Source organism: Candidatus Baltobacteraceae bacterium (assembly GCA_036559195.1).
In the GTDB taxonomy this organism is placed as follows: Bacteria; Vulcanimicrobiota; Vulcanimicrobiia; order Vulcanimicrobiales; family Vulcanimicrobiaceae; genus JALYTZ01.
Map to the genome: position 1 here is coordinate 26,128 of DATBTN010000047.1, position 19,358 is coordinate 45,485.

Consider the following 19,358-nt stretch of genomic DNA (forward strand, 5'->3'; position numbering starts at 1 on the left):
AAGGCGCTCCGGCCTGGCCTCCGCGCCCCCCAGCCGAGCTGGGGCCCCCATTTTTCGCATGGCGCCTTGATGTTGCTGCTGATCCGAGCGTTCCCCGAGGGCGCCGCCAAGGTGCGATCGTTTCATGGTGTAGTCACTTCTTTTTGGGTTGGGAAGGGGGCGAGGGATTCGAGTTTTTCGGCGAGTTGGCGGGCGCGTTGGGGGGCGGTGCCGACGTGGGTGGTTGGGTCGAGCATGCGGCGGATTTCGGCGGGGTCTACTCGCGCGGTGAGTTCGGGATCCTCGGCCAGCAGCTGGCCGAGCGGGTTGTCGGCGCCGGCGGCGATCGCGTTCCAGGACTCCATGGCTGCGCCGCGCAGCGATTCGTGCAGTTCCTGGCGGTTGCCGCCGGCGCGCACGGCCTCCATCATCACCGATTCGGTTCCCGCAAACGGACCGTACGTGCGCAGATTCTGCGCGATGCGGCGCGTATCGATGCGCAGTCCGTCGACGACGCGCTGTGCGAGCGAGACGATCTCGTCGACGCAGAGCAGCGCTTCGGGAAGAATCGTCCTACGATTCGCGCTGTCGTCGAGCGTGCGTTCCAAATAGTTGGTCGCGGCATTTTGCCAAGCGACGTCGGCGTATCCCGGGAGCAGGCGCGCGAGCGAATCGATCCGTTCGCACATGATGGGATTGCGCTTGAACGGCATCGCCGAACTGCCGACCTGCGTTTTGCCGAACGGTTCGAAGACCTCGCCGAATTCGGGCGAGCTGAGGATGCGCACGTCGGCCGCAAACTTCGAGAGCGAGGCGCCCACACCGGCCAGCGCCGTGAGCAGCAGGTAATCGAGTTTGCGCGGATAGGTTTGCGTGCTGATCTCGCGCGCTTCCAATCCGAAGTGTTCGAGCACTTCGCGTTCCATCGCCGCCGACGCGCCCGAGCCGTTAAAGAGCTGCTCGTACGACGCCGACGTTCCGACGGCGCCGCGCAGCCCCTTCGCGGTCAAATTCTCAAATGCAAAGCGCAGAGCCGCGTCGTCGATCAGCAGATCTTGCGCGTAGACCGCGAACCGATAGCCGAGGGTCGTTGGTTCGGCCGGCTGCAGATGCGTGAACGCCATGCATACGAGGTCGGCATTCTCGCGAATCTTCACGGCGAAACTCGCGAGCAAATCGTCGAGCGCGCGGCCCACGAGCGCGAGACCGCGCCGCAAGCGATAGGTCTCCACGGTGTCTTCGATATCCATCGAGGTCGAGCCGAAATGGATCTTGCCGCCGCCAAGGGTTGCCTGCGACGCGAAGACCCGAATCTCGGCCATCAGATCGTGATGAATCTCGCGTTCGATCGCGAGCGCCGCTTCGATATCGACCTCACCCGCGTGCGCGCGAATGTCGGCGAGCTCCTCGGCCGAGACCAGCCCCGACGCGGACTGGGCCTGCGCGAGCGCGACCCAAACCTGGCGCCAGAGCTTGCGGCGTTCCAGTTCTGAAAATAACGTGCGAAGTTCTGCGCGGCCGTATCTCCACGAGAACGGCGAAGCGTATGCTTGATAATCCATGGGATACGAGGCCGTTTCGTCGCACATCACGGCGTGCCTGTCGTCCTTCGACAAGCTCAGGATGACGTGGTGCGACTTAAGGCGGAGAGTTCGGCGGTGAGCATCTCCACGAGCAGCTTCGGGTCGTCGGTTTTGCCGGTGACGATGGCCTCGAAGCCGCGGACGGCGCGCTCGTAAGCGATGCGCGCCCGGCGTTCGCCCACGCGAGCGGCGACCGGCCGCAGAAAACGCTCGCGCCACTTCGCACGCGCGGGCAGCGTGCCGCCGGGGCGCGCCAGTTCCCAGAGCAGCCCGCACTCCGTGGCCAACGCGCTCACGAGCGGTATTCCCGCGCCGCGCGGATCGTTGGCGAACATCTCGAGCGCGATCCCCAGGGCGACGTCGACCCGCCCTTCAACGAGGGCGCTCGCGTATTGGTAGGCTTTCGGATCCTCGACCGCGAGGCTCTCGCGCTCGAGGTCGTGGTAGGTGATTTTCTTGCCGCCGAGGGCGAGTTTTTCCAGGTCGTTGCGCACCGCTGCGAGGTCGGCACTGCTGCGCGCCAACTCGTCGACGACGCGCGCATCGGCGCTCGATCCCAGTCGCGTTAGCGTCTCCTGGATAAATCGGGTGCGCGCGTCTTCGTTGGTCGTCGTATCGATGCGCAGCGCGCTGCGCCCCGCCATGGCGCCGAACGGCTCCGGACGCTGCGCGCGCGGCGAAAGCAGATCCAGCAGCACGAGCGTGTTGCCGGCCGGAACCGCTTGCGCGACTTCCCAGAGCTCGCGGCGCGGCGCGGCGCGCAGCGTCTGCGTATCGGTAACGACGACCAATCGCGATTCGGCGAGAAACGGCATCGCTTGCACGGCTTCGCGCACGCGGCCGGCATTATCGAGCTCGGCCGCTGCAAAACGCTCGAGATTGAGATCGCGCATGCCGGCATCGGGCAGGACGCGGTCCACCAGCATATCGAGCGCGCGGTCGGCCAGCACCCGCTCGGTCCCCTCGACGACAACCAGCTTGCCGATCGCGGGCGTCTTGTCGACGAAATCGTAGAACTTCATTGCGCGGGCGAGCGCCTCGCGGTTGCCATCTGAAAATAGCGCGGGCGATATTCCAGTTCGGGAATCGTTTCCGGATACGGCGAGCGCAGGATGCCGTACTCGGTGACGAACGCGCTCACGAGATGGCCCGGGGTCACGTCGAACGCCGGATTGAATGCGTGTGCGCCTTCCATGGCCGCTCGCACGCCGCCGAAACCCGCTACCTCGTCGTGCGACCGCTCTTCGATCGGAATCTGCGTTCCGGTCGCGAGTGTGAAATCGATCGTCGAGCGCGGCGCCGCAACGTAGAACGGAATGCCGTGGTGCGCGGCGAGAATCGCCAGGCCGTACGTGCCGATCTTATTCGCAGTATCGCCGTTTCGCGCGATGCGATCCGCGCCGACGATCACCAGGTCGATCGCTTTGCGCTGCATGGCGATGGCGGCCGCGCTATCCACCAGCAGCGTCGCCTCGACGCCCGCGCGCGTCAACTCCAGATACGTCAGCCGCGATCCCTGCATCAGTGGGCGCGTTTCGTCCACGTACACGCGAAGGCTCCGCCCGGCGCGATGCGCGGCAACGATCGCCCCAAGGGCCGTGCCTTCGCCGCCCGTAGCGAGCGGACCGGTGTTGCAGTGGGTCAGCACGCGGGCGGTCTTTGGAAAGAGTTCGAGCGCCGCCTCGCCTATCGCGCGATCCATCGCGAGCTGCTCGTCGTGAATCGCGCGCGCCTCGGCGAGCATGTCGCCGCTTGCGAGCACGCGATCGACGGCCCACATCAAGTTAACGGCCGTCGGCCGCGCGCCGCGCACGCGTTGGGCGGCGGCCGCGAACGCTCCGTCGTCGGCGAGCGTTTTGCGCAGCAGCGCGACGGCGTAGGCGCCGAAGATTCCGATCGCCGGCGCGCCCCGAACTGCGAGCGTTTTGATCGCCGCTTCGATCTCGTCGATGCCGCGGGCTGAAACCGTACGAAGCTCGTGCGGAAGCAGGCGCTGATCGATATACTCGATCGCATCTTCTTTCCACGTAACGGGCGTAAGCGCTGGTAGAGTCACGCTCCGGGCGTTCGGCCCGGAAGAAAATCTAGCCTACTGCAACCGGTACGCGCGAGGTAAAGCACGTCCGGCAATAGACCGGCCGATCGCCCCGCGGGCGGAACGGAACCGTGGTCGTCGTCCCGCACTCCGCGCAAATCGCCTCGAAGTTCGCTCGCGGCATTCCGGCGGCTCCGGCGGTCTGTCCCTTGCGAGCCAGGCGGCAATCGCGGCAACGCTGGGGTTCGTTCTGAAACCCTTTTTCGGCGTAAAATTGCTGGTCGCGAGCCGTAAATGCGAACTGTCCTCCGCACTCTTTGCAAAGGAGCATTTTATCTTCCAAGACTCCAGCCTCCAGAGGATTCGACGATGCCGAATCCGTCGCGCCCGGCCCCCGGCCGGAGCGCAAGTTACCTGGCCCTCCACAGGGCGAGCCGAAGATATGCGACTTACGTCGGACCCATTCCTGGCTTGCTTGGTCCGCCGTCTTTTTCGACCCTCAGGCGCGGAAACCGACCGGCGCCTTCTTCTCTTCGCGCGGGATCTGCAGAAGGGACGCCGCTGCGATGGCCGCCTCGTAGCCCTTGTCGCCGCGCTTGGGATCGGCGCGCTCCTGCGCTTGGGCGAGCGTCTCGGTCGTCAGCACGCCGAAGCCGACGGGGGCGCCGAGCCCGAGCTGCACGTTCATGATCCCGCGCGCGCACTCGCCGGCAACGAAGTCGAAGTGCGGCGTCTCGCCGCGAATCACCACGCCGAGCGCGACGACCGCATCCGCTTCGTCGGCGGCGATCAGCCGGCTCGCCGCCAGCGGCAACTCGAAGCAGCCTGGGACGTGATAGACCTGCACGTCTTCATCGCGCACGTTGCAGTCGCGCAGCGCCCGCTTCGCGCCGTCCTCAAGCCAATCGGCGAGGTCGCCGTAGAAGCGCGCCGAGACGATGGCAAATCGCTTTCCCGCACAATCCGGCGCGCTCGCCTTAGCGCCGCCCGCGTCGTCGCGTTTGGTCATGCGTGATCGCCGTGCGGCAGCGCGCCCTCGCGCGGAAGCTGTTTGTCGTTGAAAATGTGTCCGAGCTTCTTGCGTTTGGTTTGCATGTATCCGGTGTTAAACGGCGTCGGCGGCGTTTCCATCGGCACGCGGCCGACGATCTTGAGCCCGAACCCTTCGAGCCCGAAGATCTTGCGCGGGTTGTTCGTGAGAATGCGCATCTCTTTAACACCCAGATCGACGAGAATCTGCGACCCGATTCCGTAGTCGCGCTTGTCGACCGGGAGGCCGAGCGCCAAATTTGCTTCGACCGTGTCGGCCCCCTGATCTTGCAGTTGATAGGCGCGCAGCTTGTTGGCCAGACCGATGCCGCGGCCTTCCTGGCGCAGATAGAGCAGCACGCCGCGGCCCTCGGCGGCGATCATCGTCATCGCGGCATCGCGTTGCGCCGCGCAGTCGCAGCGGATCGAGTGCAGCGCGTCGCCCGTCAAGCACTCGGAATGAACGCGCACCATAATGCCGCGTCCGTCGCCGATCTCGCCCATAACGAGTGCGACGTGCGTATTCGCATCGAGCACGTTTTCGTAGGCGTAGCCTTTCCAGGCGCCGAGATCGGTCGGCAGATTGAACTCGGCGATCCGCTTGACCAGATGTTCGTTGCGCATGCGATACGCGATCAAATCTTTAACGGTGATCAGCTTGAGGTGATGCTCTTTGGCAAACTCGGTGAGTCCGTCGAGCCGCATCATGGTGCCGTCGTCGGCCATGATCTCGCAGATCACGCCGGCCGGGTAGAAGCCGGCGAGCCGCGCGAGATCGACCGATGCCTCCGTCTGGCCCGCGCGAACGAGCACGCCGCCGTCGCGCGCGCGCAGCGGAAACGTATGGCCGGGGCGCAAGAGATCGCTCGCGCGCGTGTGCGGATCGAGCAGCGCTTGAATCGTCGCGGCGCGATCCTGCGCGGAGATGCCGGTGGTCGTGCGACCGCGCGCTTCGATCGAAACGGTGAATGCCGTTTCGTGCAGCGCGCTGTTCTCCGAGACCATCTGCGGCAGCTGCAGCTCGTCGAGCCGCTTGCCGATCACCGGCACGCAGATCAAGCCGCCGGCAAATTTGCGCATAAAATTGATCGCGTCGGGCGTCGCCATCTGGGCGGCCATAACGAGATCGCCCTCGTTCTCACGATCCTCATCATCGAGCACGATCACCATCTTGCCGGCCCGAATGTCCTTGATCGCTTCTTCGATCGAGTCAAATGGCGAGGCGGTCTCGAGCGCGCCCGTCAGGTCGGGCAGCACACCCGTCAGCCGCTGAAGCGACTGGTACGACGGCTCCCGTTTCCCCGACCGCAAGTACGAGATCGCGGCCTCCGTGAGGCCGCTTCGATCGGCAAGCTCCGAGGCGGTCAGGCCCGCCGCATTCATCGCAGAGTTCAACTCATCGGCAAACGTGTTCATACCTCGAGCCTACCGCCGACGCTTAACATCTGTCAAGGACCGGTCCGACCCTCCGGCCGCCGACCTTGTCGCTCTTCCCTTTGTCATCCTGAGCTTGTCGAAGGACCGCGTCGCGCGCTCGTGCTTCGACGGGCTCAGCATGACATGTCGGCCAGCGTTTGTTAGTTGCCCGGGTGGCCGGGTTCGCAGCGCTCCGTTCGACCAGTCCCCGCCAGCAGCGCGTTGCGGATGACTGGGGGCAGCGGTCGGCTCTTGAAATGCACGCGGTCCATGCAGGCTATGGTAAGGTCAAACGCCGCTCCGACTTCCTCTGTGCGCTCGTTGTGGATCTGCGTTTGCCAGCGTACCGACGACGCGCCGACCTTCTGCACGTGGGTGCGCATCGTCAGCCAATCGTCCATCAGTGCGGGCTTAAAATACGTCGCTTCCACGTGGACGCGGGGCAGCCAGATGTCGTGGATGTCGAAGATGCGATCGTACGGGAAGCCGAGTTCGCGGAACATGTCCATCTCCGCGCGCTCGACGAAGCGCTGGTAGGCTGCGAAATACATGATGCCGGCGATATCGATGTCGCCCCATTGCACGCGCAGACGCGTCTCGAAAACGCGCGCGCCCGCGGGTGTCGTGTCCTTGAACTTCATTCTTTGGCCGCGGACTCCGGCCGCGAAAGTGCGCGCATCGCTTCGTGGGCGTATCGCGCGAGCGGATCGGCTTCGAGGTTCACGCGATCGCCGACGTGGCGCCGCCCCAGCGTCGTGCGGCGCAGCGTTTCGGGAATCAGCGCGAGTTCGAACCAGCCCGGGCCGGTCGATGCCACGGTCAAGCTCACACCGTCGACGCTCACGAACGCCTTCTCGCAGATCATCGGCGCGAGCGTCGCGGGTACTTGGATGCGAACGCGTTCGCCCTGGCCTTCGGCCCGGCGCGCGAGTACTTCGCCGGTGGCATCGACGTGACCGTAAACGAAATGGCCGCCCATGCGATCGCCGAGCCGCAGCGAGTACTCGAGATTCACGATCTCGCCGTTGCGCAGGCTCTCGAGATTCGAGCGCGCGAGCGTTTCGGGGATGACGTCGAAATCGATGACGTTATGATCCACGCGGGTCGCGGTCAGACAGACACCGTTGAGCGCGATGGAATCCTTCGGATCGACCTCTTCCTCCGAGGCATTCTCGCAACGAACGCGCAGCGTAACGCCGCCTCCGTTTAGCGCGGAGCGCTTTACAATGGTTCCCGTGTAGGCGATGAGTCCGCTAAACATCGTGATCGAATAGTCCTGACACCAGCAGATCGGCTCCCAAGCGTTCGACGCGATCGTAGCGCAGGCCCGGCCGCACCGCCGCGAGGTCGGCTCCCGCCAAGACCGGTATCGCGCGCTCCGTGCGCAGGAGTTTCGGCGCGATAAGCCAGTCAAATCGATCGACCAGACCCGCCGCGATGAGGCGCCCGGCGAGCGTTGGACCGCCTTCGCAAAGCACGCTTGCAATCCCGCGGCCGCGCAGCGCGCGCATGGCAGCAGCGAGCTCGAGCCGGTGCGCGTCGGCATCGCCGACGAAAAGGACATCGGCAATGCGGGTCAAGGGCGCGAACCGTTCGCGAGCGCCTGCGGGGGCGAGCACGATCGTCTTCGCGTAGCCCTCGACCGGTGCGAAGATGCGGCTGGCCGCATCGAGCGCGTCGGACTCGCAGACTACGACGCGCACGTAGTCGCGCAGGCGATGGTGCGGCGGACGGACGCTCAATTGCGGATCATCGATTCGCACCGTTCCGGCGCCGACCATGACCGCGTCGTGTTCGATGCGCCGTTCGCGCACGTATACGCGGGCTTCTTCACCGGTAAGCCAGTCTTGCGCGCCGGATCGCGCAGCGACGTAGCCGTCGAGCGAACTCGCCATCTTGAGGGTAAGGAACGGTCGATCGTTGCGGATTGCAACCGTAAATCGCTCGATCGCGGCGCGCGCCGCCGGATCGTTGGCGATCTCGACATCGATTCCGCGAGCGCGCAGAAACGCGATGCCGCCGCCGTCGGTCTTCGGGTTCGGATCGGCCGTCCCGATGACGACGCGCGCTATTCCGGCATTCGCGACCGCCTGCGAACAGGGTGGCGTACGACCGTGATGGTTACACGGTTCGAGCGAAACGTAGAGCGTCGCGCCGCGAGCGCGCGAGCCGGCTGCCGCAAGCGCGTGCACTTCGGCGTGGGGCTCGCCCGATTTGTGATGATAGCCTTCACCAACGGTCCGGCCGCCGGCAACGACGAGCGCGCCGACGATCGGATTGGGCGACGTATTGCCGAGCCCGCGCGCCGCAAGTTCGGCCGCGCGCCGCACGTAGAGCCGATCGAGCGGCTTCAGTTGACCGTGACGCCTTTCCAAAACGCAACGTGGTTCGTAATCTCTTTGGCGGCATCTTTCGGCTCCGGATAGTACCAGGCCGCGTCGGGATTCTGCTTTCCGTCGACGTTGAGCGAATAGTAGCTAGCCGTACCCTTCCAAGGGCAGACGGTGTGCGTCGCGCTGGGTTCGAAATAGTCGCGCTTTACGGAATCGGCTGGAAAGTAGTGATTGTTCTCGACGACGACGGTCTCGTCGCTCTCGGCGATGACCTTTCCGTTCCACACGGCTTTCATAAACGTCCTAATCCTTTCGGGATGGAGCGCCTCGTTTACGCCGCGCGGGCGACCACGATCGCTTGATACACGACTCCGCCCGCGGTCCGAACGGTTGCAGCGCAGTCCTCGAGCGTCGCGCCGGTCGTCACCACGTCGTCGACGAGCACCACGCGCCGCCCCTCGAGCGGGCGACCGCGCCATTCGAAGCGGCCGCGAGCCGCGAGCCGCTCGGGGCGGCGACGCCCGCGTTGCGCGTCGCCGGCCACTTGAACGAGACCCTCGAGCAGCGTCGCTCCGCTGATGCGCGCCGCCGTGCGCGCCAGCATTTCGCCGCCGTCGAAACCGCGCTGGGCGCGCCGGGCGCTCGTCGTCGGAACCGCAACCAGCGCGTACTGCGCGCAGGACAGGCTCGCCAATCGTTCGCCGAGCGCGCCGGCGACATCGCGCCGGCCGTCTTTTAGCGCGAGCACGGCACTGCGCCACGCGCCCTCGTACGGACCCAGCGCGTGCACGGTCAACGTCGGTAGCGCATGCGAGATCGGCGGCATCGCCGGCGCGCAACGAAGACAGAGACCGCTGCCGATCGTCGCGCAACTCGCGCACTGCGGCGGAAAGAGCAGATCGAGCATCGTCGCGAACATCGAGCATCGTTCACGACGAACGCCTCACACCTCTACCGGCTCGTTTGCAACCACCGCATCGCGCAGCGTTGCGCCGGCTGGGACGCGATAGCCCATTCCCACGATCGAGCCGCGGATATCGGCGCCGGCGCCGACCCGCGCATCTTGCCAGAGGATCGAGCGCTCGATCGTGGCGCCGGCTTCGATGCGGACGCCGCTGCCGATCACCGATGGGCCCGCGATCCGCACGGCCCGTTCGATACTCGCGCCTTCTCCCACCCAAACGTTCGCGTCGATGCGCGCGTCGGGCGCGACCGTGGCGCTCGCGTCGATTCCGCGCGCGCGCGCGCCGGCAAGCTCGAATTGCCCGTCGACCACGTCGAAACTTGCGCGCCGGTATTCGCCGGGCGTGCCGATATCGCACCAATACGCACCGCGCGCATCGTATCCGAAGAACGCCGCATTGGCCGCTTGCAGCGCCGGAAAAACGTTCTTGCCGAAATCGACGAACTCGCCGGCCGCAATGTGCTCGAAAATCTCGGGTGCGAACGCGTAGATGCCGGTGTTGACTAGCCGGCTCTGCTCCGTTCCTTTCGGCGGCTTCTCTTGAAAGCCGACGATTCGCCCGGACGGCTCGGTCACCACGACGCCGTAGTGCTCGACTTCATCGCGTTCGACCAGGCCGATCGTGGCGATCGCGCGCCGCTCGCTATGAAACGCGAACAAACGATCTAACGGCAAATCGGTTAAATCATCGCAGCCGACGACGACGAACGGTCCGCCTCGCAGAAACGACTCCAGCTGTTTGACCGCGCCGGCGCTGCCCAGCAACCGTGACTCGTGCAGATATTCGAGCCTTACTCCAAACGCCGAACCGTCGCCGAGCGCGCGGACGATCTCGTCGGCCAGATAGTGCACGTTGATGGCGATTTCGTCGAACCCGTACGTTTTGAGATAGCGGATCAAGTGCACCGCGTTCGGTTCGCCCGCCACGGGAACCAGCGGTTTGGGTACTTGTTTCGTCAGCGGATACAGCCGCGTGCTCAAGCCGCCGGCCAAAATCATCGCACGCACGGTTAGGTTTTTCCCTTCGCAAATCGCGATCGCAGGCTTTCGCCGGCGATCAGCAAGACAAACTGCGGCAACGCCAATTGGCGCCGCCAGCGGCGCGGCTCCTTGAGCAGACGATAGAGCCACTCAGCGCGCATCCGGCGCCATGCCGGCGGCGCGCGCTTAACGGTGCCGCTGATCACATCAAACGAGCCGCCCACGCCGATGCCGGCCCCGCACCCCGTCGCGTGGAGATGCTCGGCGAGCCAAAACTCTTGGCGCGGCGAACCCAAGCCGGCGAGCAGCACGCGCGCTCCCGACTCGCGAATCCGCGCGGCCAGCGCGTCCGATTCTTCCAGCGGGAAAAAGCCATCGTGCGTTCCTGCAATGATCAGCCCGGGATACCGCTGCTGCAGCGTCTGGGCCGCGCGCTGCGCGATGCCGGGCGCGCCGCCGAGAAGGTAGACCGGCATGGGATCGTGCGCCAGACGATCGCAAAGATGTTCGATCAGTTCGACGCCGGTGACGCGTTCGCGCAGCGGCGCGCCGCGCGCTTGCGCGACGGCGAGCAATCCGACCGTGTCGCAGAGCGAGAGCGCGCACGCGTTAATCGCGCGCCGAAAACGCTCGTCCTTCTGCGCGTAGACGACCATCTCGGTACCGAGCGTGACGATCTGCGCGCCGCGTCCGTCGCGCGCGAATCCGAGAATCGCTTCGGTCGCCGCGCCGGCATCGATCGGATCGAGCCGGCAGCCTAAGATTTCGAGCACTAGCGGTACGGCGCGATAAGCGGACGCAGCTGCGCCGCAAGCGGTTCCGGCATCGCGTCGAGCGGCAGACGACACTCGCCGGCGGCGAATCCGAGTTCGCGCATCGCCCATTTGATGGCGATCGGGTTCGTCGTTGAGAAGAGCGCGTCGATGAGCGGCAGCAGGCCGAGATGGATCCGAGCGGCTGCGTGCGATTCGCCCGCGCGGAAGGCGTCGAGCATCGTCCGGTACTCGCGCGAGCATAGATGCGTCGCAACGCCAACGACGCCGTCGGCTCCCATCGCCAGGGCCGGCAAGAAGAGATGATCGTCGCCGGCCCAGAGGCGAAACTCGGCGGCGCGCCCGTTGAGGATCAACCCGATCTGCTTGAGGTCGCCACTCGATTCTTTCACGCCGGCGACGTTGCCGTGGCGCCGCGCGAGTTCGAGCAGGGTGGGCGGCAGCATGTTCGCTCCGGTGCGTCCCGGAATGTTGTAGATTACGACGGGCAGCGTTGTGGCCTCGGCGATCGCTCCAAAGTGCGCGAGCATGCCCGACTGCGTCGGTTTATTGTAGTACGGAACGACCGCGAGAATGCCGTCGGCGCCGGCGTGCTCGGCGGCGCGCGCGGCGGCCACCGACGCACGCGTATCGTTCGTTCCGGCGTTAGCGATCACGGCGGCTCGCTCGCCAACGGCTTCTTTAACGGCGCTAAAAAGCGCGTTGCGCTCGGCGTCGTCGAGCGTTTGTCCTTCGCCGGTCGAGCCGGCAACGACGAGGCCATCGTTTCCGCGATCGACGAGCCACGTTGCGATGCGTTTCGCTTCGCGAAGATCGACGGCGCCGCGCGCATCGAACGGAGTGATCATCGCGGTGACGACGGTGCCGAGGTTACGCAACCGGATCTCCTTGCTCGAGGTGAAATTGATCGTGTACGGCCTGTTCGGCGCGCGCCGCGTCGGCGGCCGGGACTAGGATCGAAACGGTAATGTTGCTATCGGTGCAATGAATGATCTCGATATCGACGCTCGAGAGCGCGCGCACGATGCGGTGAATGACGCCGGGTTCGTAACGCATGCCCGCGCCGACGACCGAGAGCTTCGAGCAGCCCTCGCGTACGCGCACCGCCAAATTGAGATCTCCCAGGAGTTGGCGGATCTCGTTTCCGCGATCGCCCTCGACAACGAAACACACGCCGGCCTGATTGATCGTCACCTGGTCGACCGAGATCTCCGCCTGGGCGATGCGAGCGAACATCTGCAGCTCCACCTGCATGCGTCGTTCGCGATCTTCAATGTCGCCGCGAATCACGCGAATCCAGGTGACGCGCCCGGAAGCCGTGACGCCGGTCACCGGCCGCTCGCGTTCGAACGTGTCGTCGACGAGCGTGCCGAGGTCGGTGCTTAAGCCCTTGATCGAGTACGGCGTCTGCATGCGGCGCGCGTAGTCTGCCGCTTTGTGATGCATCACCTTCGCGCCGTGTTCCGCAAGTTCGGTCATCTCATCGAGGCTGGCGCGCGCGATGGTGTGCGCGCCGTCGATCCGCCGGGGATCGCCCGTCATCGCGCCGCTGACGTCGGTATAGATGTCCACCCGCGCCGCACCGAGCGCATGCCCGAGCGCGATCGCGGTAAGATCCGTACCGCCGCGGCCGAGGGTCGTGATTTCGCCGCGTTCGCTCACGCCCTGGAAGCCGGCGACGACCGGCACCACGCCGCTCTCGATCGCGGCCAGAATGCGATGCGGCTCGACGCGCAGGATGCGCGCATCGCCGAACGCTTCGTTCGTGATGATGCCGGCCTGTTCGCCCGAGAACGCCATCGCCGCGACGCCCGCCGCATCGAGCATGGCGGCAAAGACGGTCGCGGCGATCAATTCGCCGCAGGCCAGCAGCGCGTCGGTATTGCGCGTGCCGGGCGCGCCGCCGCCGAGCCCTAAAAGCGTGTCGGTGGCATACGGTTCGGGCGCGCGGCCCATCGCCGAAACGACCGCGACGGGAGCAAAGCCGCGCTCCGCAGCTTCTCTGACACGCAGGATCGCGATATCGCGCAGCGCCGCCGTGGCGACCGACGTGCCGCCGAACTTCAACACTGCGGCGTTACGCGAACTCACCTTCGCACCAGACCGCGCGCGAGCAATAGCTCGAAAATCTGCACTCCGTTGGTCGCTGCGCCCTTGCGTAGCTGATCGCCTACGACCCACATCGCGAAGTGCCGTCCGCGGCCGGCGGGCGCATCGGCGTCTTCGGCCCGAAGGCGGGCCACGTGGACCAGATCGGTGCCTTCGACCTCGCGCGGGGTCACGATCGCGTCGCGATGATAGACGATCCCCGGCGCGCGCTCGAATGCCGCCGCGAGTTCGTCGACCGAGGTAGGGCGCTCGGTCTCGAAGGAAACGGCCTCCGAGTGTGCCGTGCGAACGGGAACGCGAACGGCGGTAACGCTTATGGGGAGTGCGGGCAGCTCGAGCACCTTGCGCGTTTCCTCGCGAACCTTCGCTTCTTCACCGGAGGTTCCGCGATCGTCGAGCGTTCCGATCTGTGGAATGACGTTTCCCACGATCGGTCCGCGACCGGCATCGAATTCTTCGAGCGTCGCACGGCCCGCGCCGCTCACGGCCTGATAGGTCGCGACGCGAACGCGCGCGAGACCCGCGAGGTCGCGGATCGGCGCGAGCGCAACGCAGAGAATGATCGCGGTGCAATTGCCGACCGGGAAAAGCCGGTCGGAAGCGCCGATCGCTCCGGGATTGACCTCCGGCACGATCAACGGAACGCCCGGCGTGAGGCGAAACGTCGAACTATTATCGATCACGATTGCGCCGCGTTCGAGTTGCGGCGGCGCGTACCGGCCGCTGGATTCCTCCGAACTTGCAAAAAAAATGGCGTCGTACGGCACGAGCGCTTCGTCGCTGGTCGCGCGCACCTCGAGGGGCGCGCCGCGATAGCGCGCGCCTTCGCTGCGATCGCGCGATGCAAACGCGCCGAGATCGTGCGCCGGGAGATCGCGTTCTCCCAAAACGCGTAACAGCGTCTCGCCGACCATTCCGGTCGCGCCGACGACGGCGATTTTCACGCGCTCGCATCTCGCAGGATCGAATCCAATCCGATCGTCAGGCCGCGCAGAGCGCGAACGGAGCGCACGGCGTGGAGAATACCGGCGGCAAACGATTCGCGCGCGAGCGAATCGTGGCGAATCGTTAGAAGCTCGCCGGTGTTGCCGAAGAGCACTTCGTGGTGTGCGAGCACGCCGCGCAGACGAACGCTGTGGATCGGCACGTCTGCCGGACCCGCTCCATCGCGAATTTTCTGCGCCGTTTCGCGCGCCGTGCCGCTCGGTGTATCGAGCTTCCCCTCACGATGCAGTTCGACGATCTCGGCGGTCGGGAAATAGCGAGCGGCCTGCTGCGCGAACCGCATCATCAGGACCGCGCCGATCGCAAAGTTCGGAACGAGCATCGCGCCGATGCCGCGTTCTTGCGCGCGTCGCGACAAGTCGGCGCGCTCGAGATCGGTCCAGGCGCTCGCTCCGATGACGGGCGAGATGCCGGACTCGATCGCGAGTTTCGCGACGTCGAGCGTTTTCGGATGGGTCGTAAAATCGACGACGACGTCGGGCGCGCGCTCGCGCAACAGACGTTCGAGGTCGTCATCGATTCCGTCGGCGGGTACCGGCGTGCGCGCGAAGCCTCCGACGTAATCGAGATCGGGGGCTTGGCGTATGGCATCACACGCCAACCGCCCCATTCGGCCCAGCGCTCCCGCAACCGCGACGCGTGTCACGGACCGCCGCTAGGTGAGTTTTTCGAGGGGTGCGTACTTGAGCATCACCATCTTCTGCCCGACGTTGGGGAAGTTGATGGTGACCAGGCCGTCGCCGCCGCCGCCGACCACATCCATGATCGTGCCTTCGCCCCATTTGGGATGACGCACCTTATTGCCGGCCTGCAGATCCATGCCGACGCCCGCTCCGGCCGTCTCATGAATCGCCACTTCGCGCCAACGTCCGCCGGCCGGGCGCGGAAGCACCAAGCCGCCGAGCATCTCGATCTCGGGCATCTCTTCCAAGAAGCGCGATTTCGGATGCGCGAACGTGTTGCCGAAGAGCGTGCGACGCTCGGCGTACGAGAGGAAGAGCCGATCCATGGCGCGCGTCACACCGACGTACGCCAAGCGCCGTTCTTCTTCGAGTTCGGTCATGTCGACCAGCGCGCGGCTGTGCGGGAAGACGCCTTCTTCTAAGCCGGTCAGGAAGACGTTCGGAAATTCGAGCCCCTTCGCGCCGTGCAGGGTCATCAGCGTAACGTACGACGCGTCCTCGTCGAGCGCATCGAGATCGCTGATGAGCGCGATGTTCGCGAGGAACCCCGTGAGGGTCGCCTCTTCCTCGTTGGTTTCGTACTCGCGAGCGACGCCCACGAGTTCCTGGAGGTTTTCGAGACGCGCGCGCGCATCGGAGGTGTCTTCGTTGCGCAGTTCGCGCAGATAGCCGGACTCTTCCATAACGGCCACGAGCAAGTCGGCGATCGAGCAGTCCGCACGGCGGTCGCGCAGGGCGCCGATCAATTCGGCGAATCGCTCGAGTTCTTTCGTCTTCTTGGGGACCGCGCGTTTGAGCAGCTCTTTATCGAAGATCGCTTCGCCGACCGAGAGATGCTCCGCGGTGGCGGCGCCGATCAAGCTCGCGAGCGTCTGCTGGCCGATGCTGCGACGCGGCACGTTGACGATACGCTTGAATGCGAGCGCATCCGACGGGTTCTCGATGTAGCGCAGATAGGCGATGACGTCCTTGATCTCGGCACGCGCGTAGAAGCCGACGCCGCCGACGACCCGGTAAGGGATGCCTTCGGAGATCATGGCCTCTTCGAAAACGCGCGATTGCGCGTTCGTGCGATAGAGGATCAGAAAATCTTTGTAAGCCGACCCGTCGCGAACGAGTTCTTTAATCTTCTCAACGACGTAACGAGCCTCGGAGCGCTCGGTGTCGGCCCCGAAGGCCGTGATCTGATCGCCCACTGCGCGGCTGGTGAAGAGCTTCTTCGGCGCGCGCGTCTTGTTGTTGGCAACCAGCGCGTTAGCGGCACTGAGAATGGTTTGCGTGCTGCGATAGTTCTCTTCGAGCGTGAAGACCTTCGCGCCCGGAAAGTCGTCTTCGAAGCGCAGGATCATCTTGTAGTCGCTGCCGCGCCATGAATAGATCGACTGATCGTCGTCGCCGACGACCGTAATGTTTTTGTGCTTTTCAGCCAGAATGGCGACCAGCCGGTACTGCGCGAAGTTCACGTCTTGGTACTCGTCGACCAGCACGTATTGGAACTTCTTCTGCCACTTGGTGCGAGTCGGTTCGTCCTTGTCGAAGAGATCGATCGTGCGAACGATCAAATCGTCGAAATCCAAGCTGTTGGATTCGCTCAGGCGACGCTGATACTCGGCGTAGACGTTTGCGTAGCGCTCGCCCAGAAACGACGTGTTGCGCTCGTGGTATTGATCCGGCCAGATCAACGCGTTCTTGGCCTTGCTGATCTCGGAAAGGCAAGCGCCCGGCGTGAGCTGCCGCTCGTCGTAGTCGAGGTCGGCGATGATCTCTTTGACGATCGAACGCTGATCGGTATCGTCGATGATCGCGAAGTTCGAAGCGATGCCGTTGCGGGCGCCGTCCCGGCGCAAGATACGCACGCAGATCGAATGGAAGGTACCGACCCATAGGTCGCGGGTGACCGCGCCGACCATCCGAGAGAGCCGAGCCTTCATCTCGCCGGCCGCCTTGTTGGTAAACGTCACGGAGAGAATACGGTCGGGGGAAACCTCCAACTCGTTGAGCAAGTACGCGATACGGTGAGTGAGAACGCGCGTCTTGCCGCTTCCGGCTCCGGCGAAGATCAAGCATGGGCCATTCGCGTGGCGAACGGCGGCGGATTGTACGTCGTTTAGGGTCTCGGTCTCCAAGATCATCCGGCATCTATTCGACACCGGAGCAAAAACGGCCTCGGGGCCTATTTTACTGCGGAAAGCGTCTTTGCGGGCCGCGCCGCGAGCGAGTAAGCTGCGGACAGGTAGGCCAGCGTGGACTCCGCGCCCATGTTCGCGTTGACGCCGTGCTCGCCCAAACCATCGAGGCATCCGCCGCCGCGCGCCATGACGATGCCGCGGCTGTTGCGCCCGTAGAACCATTCGAGCCCGACCTCGGCGGCCGCCCGGTGCATCGGATCGCCGGTTGCGTCGTGCGCCGCGAGTGCGGCATCGACGAGCGCCACCGCTTCGAGCGGCTGCTGCGCGTAGCGCGCGCGGGGCCCGCCGCGCGGATACCAGCCGTTATTGCCGATCGGCACGTAGATGCCGTGCTCTACGGTCGTGCGCTCGTAAAATGCAAAGGTCTTGAGCCCGATGGCCACCAGTTCGTCGTCGCGCAGGGTCAAGCCGGCGCGCAAGAGCGCCTCCGGCAAGCGCGCGTTGTCGTAGGTCATCATCGGCTCGAACCACTCCCAATCGCCGGCGCGGTTCTCCAGGAACGAGCGCTTCAACGCATCGGCGAGTTGGCGCAAGCCGCGCTTGTAGCGCGCGACGTCGGCCTCGTTTACGCCCGGCGCGTCGATGGCGTGGGCCAATCCGAGCATCGCGTAGGCTTGCGAGCGATCGTACGAGAGCCATTCGAGCGCGCGCACTCCTCGATCCAAGAGTCGTTTGCTCACGTTGCGCCACGTATCGCGCGGCGCGAATCGCATGCCGTACCCGAGCGCCCACAGCGTTCGGCCGACCGAATCGTGCGTGCCGACCTCGTCGAGCCATTGACGATCGTGACTCATGAAATTATGGAAACGCCCGTCATCCACTTGCGCGTCGTGCATGAACGAGAGATAGGTCGAAGCCATGCGTTTGGCGGCGACGTTGTGCGGGTCGAGATCGAGCTTCTGCAGCACGACGATAAACGCTCGCGAGACGTCGTCGATGCAGTAGCCGGTCGACCGGTTCGGGATGTCCTCGACGGCGTGTTGGATGATGCCCGTGTCGTCGCTCAGTGCGATCAGATGTTCGAGCGTCGGCACCGCACGTACCGAATCAAAGCTAGGCAGAATGCACCAATCGAACTTCCTGCGGAGCCAGCTCCCGAAAGAGCCGGCCGTAATCCGCGGCAACGTGCGGCCAGGTCATTTGCCGGCCAAACCGATAGGCGCGCCGCTCGGTGGCGCGCCGCAGCGACGAATCGTCGAGCAGGGCGTTGATCGTGTTGGCGATCGATTTCGAATCGCGGAAGTTGCACAAGAACCCGCGATTGTGCGCGAGCACTTCTTCGGCATACAGGTACGGCGTGGAGACGATCGCCTTGCCGCAACCAACGGCGTAGGCGAGCGTACCGCTGACGATCTGCACGGGATTAAGATACGGCGTAAGGTAGATGTCGGTCGCCTCTAGATAGCTGACGAGTTCGTCGAAATCTAAGTATTTGTCGATCAGTTGAACGTTGTGCTGCAAGCCGTACTCGCTCACCAGGGCGTGCAGCGACTCGCGATACGATTCGCCTTCTTGGCGTCTGACGACGGGATGCGTTTCACCGAGAATCAGATAGAGCGTCTCGGGATGGCGGCGCACGATTTCGCGCATCGCTTCGATCGCGAACTCGAGCCCTTTCCCGCGATTGATCAATCCGAAGGTGGAGATGACCATCCGTTGGCCGATACCGAAGGACGCTTTGGCCGCGTCGGTACCGTGGAACGGCACGTCCGGCACGCCGTGATGGATGACGCGTATCTTATTCGCATCGATTCCATACACGCGCGCCAGGAGATCTTTGCCGGTTTCTGAGAGGACCACGACGGTCGTGGTGTGCTCGATGAGCGCGCGCGTCACGCGTAGCATCTGCTCGTCGGGTTCGGGTAAAACGGTGTGCATCGTCATCGCGACCGGTTTTTCGATGCGGCCGAGCAAATCGACCAGCCACTCGCCGCGTTCGCCGCCGAAGAGTCCGTATTCGTGCTGGATGTTCAGTACTTCGCCGGGATGCGCGTTCACGATCGCCGCAACATCGGCGTAGGAGTTACGGTCGTCCTGCTGCAGACGTGCGACCACCTCAGGACCGTACTTCCGGACGTCGCCGCCCGGTTCGTCGATCGCGATGATCTCGCTCTTCGTACCAAAAGCGCTGTCGAACGAATCGACCACGTCCTTCGTAAACGTCGCAATCCCACATTCCCGCGGCGGAAAGGACCCCATAAAGAGGGTACGCGGAACGGAGCCGACGACGAGCGCGTCTGCAGGTCTACCAGTCACCCAGTTACTCCCATGTTGTTGCC

The 19,358-nt window shown here is 64.7% G+C and carries 20 protein-coding genes; all 20 read right to left on the bottom strand.

Annotated features, from left to right (window positions below; translation table 11 throughout):
- Positions 1-122 precede the first annotated feature (122 nt).
- On the bottom strand, positions 123-1,541 hold the full coding sequence (gene purB / locus VIG32_06515; GenBank protein HEY8297660.1) for an adenylosuccinate lyase: 1,419 nt from the start codon (positions 1,539-1,541) through the stop codon (positions 123-125).
- 56 nt (positions 1,542-1,597) lie between these two features.
- Positions 1,598-2,584, bottom strand: a complete 987-nt coding sequence (locus VIG32_06520; GenBank protein HEY8297661.1) for a hypothetical protein — start codon at positions 2,582-2,584, stop codon at positions 1,598-1,600.
- On the bottom strand, positions 2,581-3,618 hold the full coding sequence (gene mtnA / locus VIG32_06525; protein ID HEY8297662.1) for an S-methyl-5-thioribose-1-phosphate isomerase: 1,038 nt from the start codon (positions 3,616-3,618) through the stop codon (positions 2,581-2,583). Before mtnA ends, VIG32_06520 begins: the two co-directional genes overlap by 4 nt.
- A 28-nt stretch (positions 3,619-3,646) precedes the next feature.
- The gene (locus VIG32_06530; protein HEY8297663.1) at positions 3,647-3,928 is read right to left on the bottom strand and encodes a zinc-ribbon domain containing protein; all 282 of its coding nucleotides are present in this window, start codon (positions 3,926-3,928) and stop codon (positions 3,647-3,649) included.
- A 168-nt stretch (positions 3,929-4,096) separates the two neighbouring features.
- Positions 4,097-4,606, bottom strand: a complete 510-nt coding sequence (ribH, locus tag VIG32_06535; GenBank protein ID HEY8297664.1) for a 6,7-dimethyl-8-ribityllumazine synthase — start codon at positions 4,604-4,606, stop codon at positions 4,097-4,099.
- Positions 4,603-6,042, bottom strand: coding sequence for a bifunctional 3,4-dihydroxy-2-butanone-4-phosphate synthase/GTP cyclohydrolase II (locus tag VIG32_06540; protein ID HEY8297665.1), 1,440 nt, complete (start codon positions 6,040-6,042; stop codon positions 4,603-4,605). Before VIG32_06540 ends, ribH begins: the two co-directional genes overlap by 4 nt.
- A 161-nt stretch (positions 6,043-6,203) precedes the next feature.
- Positions 6,204-6,683 carry a thioesterase family protein gene (locus VIG32_06545; protein HEY8297666.1) on the bottom strand — a complete coding sequence of 160 codons (480 nt, stop codon included), beginning with the start codon at positions 6,681-6,683 and terminating at the stop codon, positions 6,204-6,206.
- The gene (locus VIG32_06550; GenBank protein ID HEY8297667.1) at positions 6,680-7,303 is read right to left on the bottom strand and encodes a riboflavin synthase; all 624 of its coding nucleotides are present in this window, start codon (positions 7,301-7,303) and stop codon (positions 6,680-6,682) included. Before VIG32_06550 ends, VIG32_06545 begins: the two co-directional genes overlap by 4 nt.
- Positions 7,296-8,417, bottom strand: coding sequence for a bifunctional diaminohydroxyphosphoribosylaminopyrimidine deaminase/5-amino-6-(5-phosphoribosylamino)uracil reductase RibD (gene ribD, locus VIG32_06555; protein ID HEY8297668.1), 1,122 nt, complete (start codon positions 8,415-8,417; stop codon positions 7,296-7,298). The genes VIG32_06550 and ribD overlap by 8 nt, the downstream gene beginning before the upstream one ends.
- A complete protein-coding gene (locus VIG32_06560; GenBank protein ID HEY8297669.1) occupies positions 8,393-8,671 on the bottom strand; it encodes a DUF427 domain-containing protein in 279 nt (92 codons plus the stop codon). Before VIG32_06560 ends, ribD begins: the two co-directional genes overlap by 25 nt.
- A gap of 35 nt (positions 8,672-8,706) precedes the next feature.
- A complete protein-coding gene (locus VIG32_06565; GenBank protein HEY8297670.1) occupies positions 8,707-9,294 on the bottom strand; it encodes a hypothetical protein in 588 nt (195 codons plus the stop codon).
- A 24-nt stretch (positions 9,295-9,318) separates the two neighbouring features.
- Entirely contained in the window at positions 9,319-10,338 is a 1,020-nt protein-coding gene (locus VIG32_06570; GenBank protein HEY8297671.1) for an NDP-sugar synthase, read from the bottom strand.
- A gap of 11 nt (positions 10,339-10,349) precedes the next feature.
- Entirely contained in the window at positions 10,350-11,093 is a 744-nt protein-coding gene (locus tag VIG32_06575) for a WecB/TagA/CpsF family glycosyltransferase (GenBank protein ID HEY8297672.1), read from the bottom strand.
- Positions 11,093-11,971, bottom strand: coding sequence for a 4-hydroxy-tetrahydrodipicolinate synthase (gene dapA / locus VIG32_06580; protein HEY8297673.1), 879 nt, complete (start codon positions 11,969-11,971; stop codon positions 11,093-11,095). The genes VIG32_06575 and dapA overlap by 1 nt, the downstream gene beginning before the upstream one ends.
- Positions 11,964-13,184 (bottom strand): aspartate kinase, encoded by a 1,221-nt coding sequence (locus tag VIG32_06585; protein ID HEY8297674.1) that lies wholly within the window; start codon positions 13,182-13,184, stop codon positions 11,964-11,966. The genes dapA and VIG32_06585 overlap by 8 nt, the downstream gene beginning before the upstream one ends.
- Positions 13,181-14,146, bottom strand: coding sequence for an Asd/ArgC dimerization domain-containing protein (locus VIG32_06590; GenBank protein HEY8297675.1), 966 nt, complete (start codon positions 14,144-14,146; stop codon positions 13,181-13,183). Before VIG32_06590 ends, VIG32_06585 begins: the two co-directional genes overlap by 4 nt.
- The gene (locus VIG32_06595; GenBank protein ID HEY8297676.1) at positions 14,143-14,853 is read right to left on the bottom strand and encodes a dihydrodipicolinate reductase C-terminal domain-containing protein; all 711 of its coding nucleotides are present in this window, start codon (positions 14,851-14,853) and stop codon (positions 14,143-14,145) included. The genes VIG32_06590 and VIG32_06595 overlap by 4 nt, the downstream gene beginning before the upstream one ends.
- A gap of 9 nt (positions 14,854-14,862) precedes the next feature.
- On the bottom strand, positions 14,863-17,022 hold the full coding sequence (locus VIG32_06600; protein ID HEY8297677.1) for a DUF3553 domain-containing protein: 2,160 nt from the start codon (positions 17,020-17,022) through the stop codon (positions 14,863-14,865).
- Positions 17,023-17,063: 41 nt separating this feature from the next.
- Entirely contained in the window at positions 17,064-18,113 is a 1,050-nt protein-coding gene (locus VIG32_06605) for a hypothetical protein (GenBank protein HEY8297678.1), read from the bottom strand.
- A gap of 19 nt (positions 18,114-18,132) precedes the next feature.
- Positions 18,133-19,335: a glycosyltransferase family 4 protein gene (locus VIG32_06610; GenBank protein ID HEY8297679.1), complete on the bottom strand. Its 1,203-nt coding sequence runs from the start codon at positions 19,333-19,335 to the stop codon at positions 18,133-18,135.
- Positions 19,336-19,358: the final 23 nt, after the last annotated feature.

Coding starts and splice junctions, on each gene's coding strand:
- ribH (HEY8297664.1), bottom strand. CDS start 4,606: ATGACCAAACGCGACGACGCGGGCGGCGCTAAGGCGAGCGCGCCGGAT.
- VIG32_06530 (HEY8297663.1), bottom strand. CDS start 3,928: ATGCTCCTTTGCAAAGAGTGCGGAGGACAGTTCGCATTTACGGCTCGC.
- VIG32_06600 (HEY8297677.1), bottom strand. CDS start 17,022: ATGATCTTGGAGACCGAGACCCTAAACGACGTACAATCCGCCGCCGTT.
- VIG32_06570 (HEY8297671.1), bottom strand. CDS start 10,338: ATGATTTTGGCCGGCGGCTTGAGCACGCGGCTGTATCCGCTGACGAAA.
- VIG32_06550 (HEY8297667.1), bottom strand. CDS start 7,303: ATGTTTAGCGGACTCATCGCCTACACGGGAACCATTGTAAAGCGCTCC.
- purB (HEY8297660.1), bottom strand. CDS start 1,541: ATGGATTATCAAGCATACGCTTCGCCGTTCTCGTGGAGATACGGCCGC.
- VIG32_06560 (HEY8297669.1), bottom strand. CDS start 8,671: ATGAAAGCCGTGTGGAACGGAAAGGTCATCGCCGAGAGCGACGAGACC.
- VIG32_06545 (HEY8297666.1), bottom strand. CDS start 6,683: ATGAAGTTCAAGGACACGACACCCGCGGGCGCGCGCGTTTTCGAGACG.
- VIG32_06540 (HEY8297665.1), bottom strand. CDS start 6,042: ATGAACACGTTTGCCGATGAGTTGAACTCTGCGATGAATGCGGCGGGC.
- VIG32_06565 (HEY8297670.1), bottom strand. CDS start 9,294: ATGTTCGCGACGATGCTCGATCTGCTCTTTCCGCCGCAGTGCGCGAGT.
- VIG32_06520 (HEY8297661.1), bottom strand. CDS start 2,584: ATGAAGTTCTACGATTTCGTCGACAAGACGCCCGCGATCGGCAAGCTG.